We start from the raw sequence: 8,062 nt of genomic DNA, 5'->3' as shown, positions 1-8,062 counted from the left end.
GGGGGGCCCCCGGCCCTCCTCACCGGCTTCCCGGATCTGTCGACCAGACCCAGTTCTCCAGAAAGGCACAAGCCAGTGGCACTTGAAGTGCTCAGTGACCTCACGAAGGTCCGCAACATCGGCATCATGGCGCACATCGACGCCGGCAAGACGACCACCACCGAGCGGATCCTGTTCTACACCGGTGTCAACTACAAGATGGGCGAGACGCACGACGGTGCGGGCACCATGGACTGGATGGAGCAGGAGAAGGAGCGCGGCATCACCATCACCTCCGCCGCGACCACCTGCTACTGGCACGGCAGCCAGATCAACATCATCGACACGCCCGGCCACGTGGACTTCACCGTCGAGGTGGAGCGCTCGCTGCGCGTGCTCGACGGGGCCGTCGCGGTGTTCGACGGCAAGGAGGGCGTGGAGCCCCAGTCCGAGACGGTGTGGCGCCAGGCCGACAAGTACGACGTCCCGCGCATCTGCTTCGTCAACAAGATGGACAAGCTCGGTGCGGACTTCTTCTTCACCGTTGGCACCATCGTGGATCGCCTCAAGGCGAAGCCGCTGGTGATGCAGGTCCCGATCGGCGCGGAGAACGACTTCCGCGGTGTGGTCGATCTCGTCGAGATGAAGGCCTACGAGTGGCCCGAGACCCTCGAGGAGGACCTGCCCGCCATCAGCGCCAAGAAGGGCGATCCGGCCCTGGGCCAGTGGCAGCGTGAGATCCCGATCCCGGGCGAGCTGCAGGACAAGGTCGACGAGTACCGCGCCAAGCTGGTCGAGGACGTCGCCGAGAGCTCCGAGGAGCTCATGGAGGCCTACCTCGAGGAGGGCGACCTCTCCGTCGAGCAGCTCAAGGCTGGCATCCGTCAGCTCACCGTGAGCTCCGAAGCGTACCCCGTCTTCTGCGGCTCCGCCTTCAAGAACAAGGGCGTCCAGCCCGTGCTCGACGGCGTGATCGACTACCTGCCCTCGCCCCTGGACGTGCCTGCGATGGTGGGCCACGATGTCAAGGACGAGGAGAAGGAGCTCTCCCGCAAGCCCGATTGGAACGAGCCGTTCTCCGCGCTCGCCTTCAAGGTGGCCTCGCACCCGTTCTTCGGTGCGCTCACCTACGTGCGCGTCTACTCCGGCCAGGTCAAGCAGGGCGATCAGATCCTCAACGCGACCACCGGCAAGAAGGAGCGTGTCGGCAAGCTGTTCCAGATGCACTCCAACAAGGAGAACCCGGTGGAGGAGGCCTTCGCGGGCCACATCTACGCGTTCATCGGCCTGAAGGACACCACCACGGGGGACACCCTGTGCGATCCCTCCGCGCCGATCCAGCTGGAGTCCATGAGTTTCCCGGAGCCGGTCATCTCGGTGGCCATCGAGCCCAAGACCAAGGGCGACCAGGAGAAGCTCGGCGTCGCGATCCAGAAGCTCGCCAAGGAGGATCCCACCTTCCAGGTCGAGCTGGACGAGGAGACCGGCCAGACCGTCATCAAGGGCATGGGTGAGCTGCACCTCGACATCCTCGTGGACCGCATGCGCCGCGAGTTCAAGGTCGAGGCGAACATCGGCAAGCCGCAGGTCGCCTACCGCGAGACCATCAAGCGCACCGTCGAGAAGTTCGACTACACGCACAAGAAGCAGACCGGTGGCTCCGGCCAGTTCGGCAAGGTGCAGATCACCTATGCCCCGCTGACCGAGGCCGAGGAGGGCGTGTTCTACGAGTTCGAGAACCTCGTCACCGGCGGTCGCATCCCGCGCGAGTACATCCCGAGCATCGACGCCGGCATCCAGGACGCCCTGCAGTCGGGCATCCTTGCCGGCTACCCGGTGGTCAACGTCAAGGCCTCGCTGATCGACGGCGCCTACCACGACGTGGACTCCTCGGAGATGGCCTTCAAGATCGCCGGCTCCATGGCGACCAAGGAGGCCCTGCGCAAGGCCCAGCCCGTGCTCCTGGAGCCCCTCATGGACGTCGAGGTGCGCACCCCCGAGGAGTACATGGGAGATGTCATCGGCGATCTGAACTCCCGTCGAGGTCAGATCCAGTCGATGGAGGATGCGAGCGGGGTCAAGATCGTCCGCGCTCTCGTCCCGCTGTCGGAGATGTTCGGGTACGTCGGCGACCTGCGGTCCAAGACCCAGGGCCGTGCGATGTACACGATGCAGTTCCACAGCTACGCGGAGGTCCCCTCCAGCATTTCGGAAGAGATCATCGCGAAGACCCGGGGCGAGTGAGGGAGCCGGGGGAGCGGGTAGGATCTTTCTCCTGCTCCCCCTCCTCTCCGTCGGAGCCTGCCACCGGGGCAGGAATCCGATCCCGATCCAGAAGTACCCAGAGATAAGAAGTCCTAGGAGGACACCACCATGGCGAAGGCCAAGTTCGAGCGGACCAAGCCGCACGTCAACATCGGCACCATCGGTCACGTCGACCACGGCAAGACCACCCTGAGTGCCGCCATCTCGAAGGTCCTGTACGACAAGTTCCCGGACCTGAACGAGAAGCGTGACTTCGACACGATCGACAACGCGCCCGAGGAGAAGCAGCGCGGCATCACGATCAACGTGTCGCACATCGAGTACCAGACCGAGAAGCGTCACTACGCTCACGTCGACGCCCCCGGCCACGCCGACTACGTGAAGAACATGATCACCGGCGCTGCTCAGATGGACGGCGCGATCCTCGTGGTCGCCGCCACCGACGGCCCGATGGCCCAGACCCGCGAGCACGTGCTGCTCGCCAAGCAGGTCGGCGTCCCCTACCTGCTCGCCGCGCTGAACAAGGCCGACATGGTCGACGACGAGGAGATCCTCGAGCTCGTCGAGATGGAGGTCCGCGAGATGCTGGGCGGCCAGGGCTTCGACGAGGACGCTCCCGTCATCAAGGTGTCCGCGCTGAAGGCTCTCGAGGGCGACGAGAAGTGGGTCAAGTCCATCGAGGAGCTCATGGACGCCGTCGACGAGTCCATCCCGGACCCGGTCCGCGACCTCGACCAGCCCTTCCTCATGCCCATCGAGGACGTCTTCACCATCCAGGGCCGCGGCACCGTGGTCACCGGAAAGGTGGACCGTGGAAAGCTCGGCATCAACTCGGAGGTCGAGATCGTCGGCATCCGTCCGGCGCAGAAGACCACCGTCACCGGTATCGAGATGTTCCACAAGCAGATGGACGAGGCGTGGGCCGGCGAGAACTGCGGCCTGCTGCTGCGTGGCACCAAGCGTGAGGACGTCGAGCGCGGCCAGGTCGTCGTGAAGCCGGGTTCGATCACCCCCCACACCAACTTCGAGGCGCAGGTCTACATCCTGTCCAAGGACGAGGGCGGCCGTCACAACCCGTTCTACTCGAACTACCGCCCGCAGTTCTACTTCCGCACCACCGACGTCACCGGTGTCATCACCCTCCCCGAGGGCACTGACATGGTGATGCCCGGCGACAACACCGAGATGTCGGTCGAGCTGATCCAGCCGATCGCCATGGAGGAGGGCCTCGGCTTCGCCATCCGTGAGGGTGGCCGCACCGTGGGCTCCGGCCGCGTCACCAAGATCACCAAGTGATCGCTGCGGGGCGCGCCCCGCATCCGTGATGCGTCCAGCGGACGCTGCATGAGGAAGGCCCCGGACCGGTACGGTCCGGGGCCTTCCCGCATGCTCGGGGGCGGCAGCGGGGAGCTCAGCGCTCCGGCTGTCCCGGGTTCTCGTCCCCGGGGTGCTCCGGCACGACCGGATCCTGCGGCGCGGGCTGTCCGAAGCTGCGGCGATTCGTGGGCCTGCTGCGCTCGGACCCAGGATCGGCGGGTGCGTCCGCCGCGGGCTGCCCGTAGCGCCCCTGTGCGTGTCGGCCCCGGTCGTTGCCGGGCTGCGCCTGCGTGTGCCCCCAGCCGTCAGCGGGCGGCCCGCCCTGGTGCGGCCGGCCCTGGTGGGACTGGCCCTCGGGGGGCTGGCCCGGCAGCTCCGCGTGGGGGAGAGGGGCTGCGCTCTGTCGGGGGAAGGGCTGGGCGGCCCCCTCCTCCACCAGCAGGCGGCGCGCCTCATCAGCGTGGCGGTGCTCCACCAGCAGCTCGTACTGCATGGGAATGGTGGAGGTCATCGAGGTGAAGTCGCGCTTCCCTCCGCTGGCGGCGTAGCCGATGACGGACCAGATGGTGAAGAACACGATGCCGATCAGCACCGAGGAGATCACCGTGACCTGCGGCTGGGGGGCGAACAGTGCGAACAGGATGCCGATGAACAGGCCCATCCACGCACCGCTGAGGATGCCTCCGAGGATCACCCGTCCCCAGGTCTGTCGGCCCGTGACGCGCTCCATCAGCTTGAGGTCGGTGCCCACGATCAGGGTGTGCTGGACGGGGAACTGCTTGTCGGCCAGGGTGTCCACGACGGCCTGGACTTCCGCATAGGTGGCGTAGGTGCCCAGGGACCGCGGGTACTCGAGGCGGAACAGCTGTGAGTTCAGTGGGGAGTTCTTCGGCTGTGTCATGGCGACAGGCTAGACCGGCCACCTGCTCGCAGCTGTGGAGCAGGCTGGGAGCGCGTGCGGTCCGCGCCGGAGGGAGTTACGAAGTCGTGATCGTTCGGCGGCGCATTCATGCAACATCGCGCAGTGCGGGCGTTACCCTGGGCGCAGGCGGCGCGACGGCGAGCAGCTGGTGCTCACCGTGTGTCCGGCGCCGACAGCGCATCGCGCATTTCAAAGACGAAAGAAGGACTCATGGACGAGCAGACCACTTCGATGACGCCGCTGGAGCGTCTCGGTGCATCCCGCCGCAGCTTCCTCGCCCTTGCCGGCGCCGGTGCCTCGGCGGCAACCCTGGCAGCCTGCGCCGGAGGCGGCGGTGGCGGCGGTGACGACGAGTCGGATGGCGGAGGTTCCCTCGCCGGCGAGAACGCCTCCGAGGACAACCCGCTGGGTGTGGACGCCGCCGCGCCCGTCGAGGCCGTGATCTTCGATGGCGGCTACGGCATCGCCTATGCCGAGTCCGCCGGTGAGCAGTACAAGGAGATGTACCCCGACGCCGACGTCGAGGTCGCGGGCACGGTCAACATCCAGCCGGACCTGCAGCCCCGCTTCGCCGGTGGCAACCCGCCGGACGTCTTCGACAACTCCGGTGCTCAGAAGCTCGCGATCGACGGCCTGGTCCCGCAGCTGCAGGACCTCAGCGACCTGCTCGCCGCCCCGATGGTGGACGGCGAGGGCACGGTGGAGGAGAACCTCCTTCCCGGCGTCACCTCGCCCGGCATGTTCAGCGGCAAGTTCCTGGGCATGAACTACGTGTATACGGTGTTCGCACTGTGGTACTCCGCCAAGGAGTTCGAGGAGAAGGGCTGGTCCGTCCCGCAGACCTGGGAGGAGCTCATGACCCTCGGCGAGACCGTCAAGGGTGAGGGGCGCTACCTGTTCTCCTACGGTGGCCAGAACGCCTCGAACTACTATCAGGAGATGGCCCTGTCGATGGCCGCCAAGTTCGGCGGCCCCGAGGTCCTCAAGAAGATCGACAAGCTCGAGGAGGGCGCGTTCGAGCAGGACGCCATCGTCCAGGCGTACGACGCGATGGCCGAGGCGGTGGCGGCCGGCTACTTCGAGCCGGGCGGCGAGGGCATCAAGCACACCGACGCCCAGACCAGCTGGGTGCAGGGCAAGTCCGTGTTCTACCCCTCCGGCTCCTGGATCGAGAACGAGCAGGCCGATGTCACCCCCGAGGGTTACGCCATGACCGGCGCCCCGGTGCCGTCCCTGGACGGCAGCTCGATGCCGCATGAGGCGTTCCACGGCACCGCGGCGGAGCAGTACTTCGTTCCCTCCGGCGGCAACAACCCCAACGGCGGTGCCGAGTTCCTGCGCATCATGCTCTCCAAGGAGCAGGGCGCGAAGTTCGCCGAGCTCACCAAGGCGCCCTCCGTGGTCAAGGACACCGTGCCCGAGGACGGCTTCGGCTCCAACGCGCTGGCCTCGGTCAACAAGATGATCTCCGATGCCGGCGAGAACACCTTCACCTACAACTTCTCGGACTGGTACGGACTGGGGTCGGACTCCATCACCAGCTGGACCAGCTTCCTGAAGGGTGACATCGACGCTGCGACCCTGCGCCAGCAGGAGCAGGCCATGATCGACCGGGTGCGCGAGGACGACGCCGTGACCAAGTTCGAGGTCGATTCGTGACAGCAGCTCCGGTCTCCGGACTCGGTGAGGCGGCGGCGACGGCTGACAAGGTCGTTCGCCGCCGCCGGCGGCGGGTGCCCACGGTGCAGCGGATGCTGTTCTTCCTGCTGTTCCTGGGGCTCCCGCTGGCCGTGTACATCCTGTTCGTGGTCTCGCCGTTCGTGCAGTCCTTCTACTACTCGCTGACGAACTGGTCGGGACTGTCGCCGTCCATGGAGTTCATCGGCCTTCGCAACTACGAGCGCATCTTCAACGACCCGGTGTTCTGGAAGTCGCTGCGCAACAACCTGGTGCTGCTGGCGGTCCTGCCCACGGTGACCATCGTCCTGGCCTTCGCGCTCGCGGTGATGGTGACGATCGGCGGGGACACCCGTGGGGGCGTGCGCGGTGTGCGAGGCGCGGGCTTCTACCGGGTGGTGAGCTTCTTCCCGTACGCGATCCCCGCAGTGATCACCGGGATCCTGTTCAACTTCGTGTACCACCCCAATGGCGGTCTGCTGAACGGCCTGCTGAACCTCCCGCACGACCTGCTGACCCGCTTCACCGGCAGCTCGCCCATTCCCGCGGTGAACACCGCCTGGCTCGGCGACCAGCGCTACGCCCTGGCAGCCGTGGCCTTTGCGATCATCTGGACCTTCGTGGGCTTCTACATGGTGCTGTTCGTGGCCGCCATCAAGTCCATCGGCCAGGAGGTGCTGGAGGCCGCGCGCATCGACGGCGCCGGCCGCTTCCGCACCGCCGTGCAGATCGTCGCACCGATGGTGCGCGACAGCGTCTCCACCGCGCTGGTGTACATGGGCATCTTCGCCCTGGACGCCTTCACCTTCGTCTCCGTGATGACCCCGAACGGGGGCACGAACAACAGCACCAAGGTGGTCTCACTCCACCTCTACCAGACGGCGTTCTCCGACGGCCGCTTCGGTGAGGCCAGCGCCATGGGCGTGATCATGGCGCTGGTGACCATGGTGGTCGCCGTCGTGGTGATCACCCTGATCCGGCCCAAGAAGGCAGACCGATGACCACCACCGATTCCTCGCTCGATGCGCGCGGGGCCTCCTCCTTCGAGGTCACCGGCGGCCGGGGCCGTCGTGATCGTCCCGCGGCCAAGCGTGAGGGCGGGATGACCTTCATGCACCACGTGGTGCTGGGCCTGTGGGCGCTGCTGGTGATCCTGCCCCTGGTCTGGACGGTCTACACCTCGTTCAAGACCTCCGCCGAGATCCAGACCGACCCCTTCGGGCCCCCCGCCCAGATGCAGTGGAACAACTACTCGCGCGCCTGGACCGAGGCCCGGATCGGTGAGTACTTCCTCAACACCATCATCGTGGTCGGCTCAGCGCTGATCATCGTGATGCTGCTGGGCGCGATGTGCGCGTACGTGCTGGCTCGGTTCCCCTTCCCCGGCAACCGGATCATCTACTTCTCGATGATCGCCGGTCTCACGTTCCCGGTCTTCCTGGCCGTGGTGCCGCTGTTCTTCGTGCTGAACAACATGGGGCTGCTCGACGGGAGGCTCGGCCTGGTGGGCCTGATCCTCTCCTACGTCGCGTTCGCACTGCCGTTCACCGTGTTCTTCCTGCACGCCTTCTTCTCCGGCCTCCCGGAGGAGATCAGCGAGGCCGCCGCGATCGACGGGGCGGGCGACTTCCGCACCTTCTTCCAGATCATGCTCCCGATGGCCAAGCCCGGCCTGGCCTCGGTCGCGATCTTCAACTTCCTGGGCCTGTGGAACCAGTTCCTGCTCCCGCTGGTGCTGAACCGCGAGCGCAGCAACCACGTGCTCGCCCAGGGTCTGGTGAACCTGCAGGCTCAGCAGGGCTACCGCGTGGACTGGGGCGGCATGTTCGCCTCGGTGGTGATCACCGTGATCCCGGTGCTGGTGGTCTACGTGATCTTCCAGCGCCAGCTGCAGGGCGGCGT

6 protein-coding genes are annotated in these 8,062 nt (G+C 66.5%); 5 read left to right on the top strand and 1 reads right to left on the bottom strand.

Translation table 11 applies throughout. The annotated features are described in order from the left end of the window. The first annotated feature begins 75 nt into the window (after positions 1 to 75). Together fusA and tuf are read left to right on the top strand one after the other, a co-directional pair. On the top strand, positions 76 to 2,223 hold the full coding sequence (gene fusA, locus M3B01_RS14105; protein ID WP_259793121.1) for an elongation factor G: 2,148 nt from the start codon (positions 76 to 78) through the stop codon (positions 2,221 to 2,223). Between the two features lie 129 nt (positions 2,224 to 2,352). Continuing rightward, on the top strand, positions 2,353 to 3,540 hold the full coding sequence (gene tuf, locus M3B01_RS14100; protein WP_193864427.1) for an elongation factor Tu: 1,188 nt from the start codon (positions 2,353 to 2,355) through the stop codon (positions 3,538 to 3,540). A gap of 115 nt (positions 3,541 to 3,655) precedes the next feature. On the opposite strand, the gene M3B01_RS14095 is transcribed toward tuf, so the two are convergent. After that, complete coding sequence (locus M3B01_RS14095; protein WP_259793119.1) at positions 3,656 to 4,462, bottom strand: general stress protein; 807 nt, start codon at positions 4,460 to 4,462, stop codon at positions 3,656 to 3,658. Between the two features lie 231 nt (positions 4,463 to 4,693). On the opposite strand from M3B01_RS14095, the gene ngcE reads away from it, so the two are divergent. The 3 genes from ngcE to M3B01_RS14080 all read left to right on the top strand — a co-directional run. Next, a complete protein-coding gene (ngcE, locus tag M3B01_RS14090) occupies positions 4,694 to 6,142 on the top strand; it encodes an N-acetylglucosamine/diacetylchitobiose ABC transporter substrate-binding protein (RefSeq protein WP_259793117.1) in 1,449 nt (482 codons plus the stop codon). 92 nt (positions 6,143 to 6,234) lie between these two features. Continuing rightward, positions 6,235 to 7,161 carry a carbohydrate ABC transporter permease gene (locus M3B01_RS14085; protein WP_396123386.1) on the top strand — a complete coding sequence of 309 codons (927 nt, stop codon included), beginning with the start codon at positions 6,235 to 6,237 and terminating at the stop codon, positions 7,159 to 7,161. After that, the coding region (locus tag M3B01_RS14080) for a carbohydrate ABC transporter permease (RefSeq protein ID WP_396123385.1) at positions 7,158 to 8,062 on the top strand (905 nt) is incomplete at its 3' end. The genes M3B01_RS14085 and M3B01_RS14080, both read left to right, overlap by 4 nt.

Origin of the sequence: Brachybacterium sp. p3-SID957 (assembly GCF_025144775.1) — a bacterium.
Taxonomy (GTDB): domain Bacteria; phylum Actinomycetota; class Actinomycetes; order Actinomycetales; family Dermabacteraceae; genus Brachybacterium; species Brachybacterium epidermidis.
The sequence above is the reverse complement of the archived record's forward strand: the minus strand, read 5'-3'. Positions and strand labels throughout refer to the sequence as shown.